The organism is Methylobacterium nigriterrae (assembly GCF_037106235.1).
In the GTDB taxonomy this organism is placed as follows: Bacteria; Pseudomonadota; Alphaproteobacteria; order Rhizobiales; family Beijerinckiaceae; genus Methylobacterium; species Methylobacterium nigriterrae.
Genome location: NZ_JBAWTG010001113.1, coordinates 1 through 223 on the forward strand (window position 1 = coordinate 1; position 223 = coordinate 223).

A 223-nucleotide genomic window follows, 5' to 3' on the forward strand; every position below is an offset into this window, starting at 1 on the left:
CGTTGGGGGCGTCGCCTTCGAGAAGGGCGGGAGCCTGGGGCGGCAACGCCGGGCGGGCGCGCGGGCCATCGTGGGCCAAGCCCTCGCGCATCTCCTGCTTGTGATGCCCGGATTGGCGCTGTACCTGATCGTCCTGCCGCGGATCTACGGCTTCTCGACCCTCGGGCGCCTGGTGGACCTGTTCGTCCTGGCCTGTCCCTTCGTCCTGTCGGTCAGCTTCCTG

Annotated in this window: 1 pseudogene; it reads left to right on the forward strand. The window is 70.0% G+C overall.

Annotation, left to right across the window (positions count from 1 at the left end):
• Nucleotides 1-223: pseudogene (locus WDW90_RS40455) on the forward strand (hypothetical protein); the annotation flags it as partial.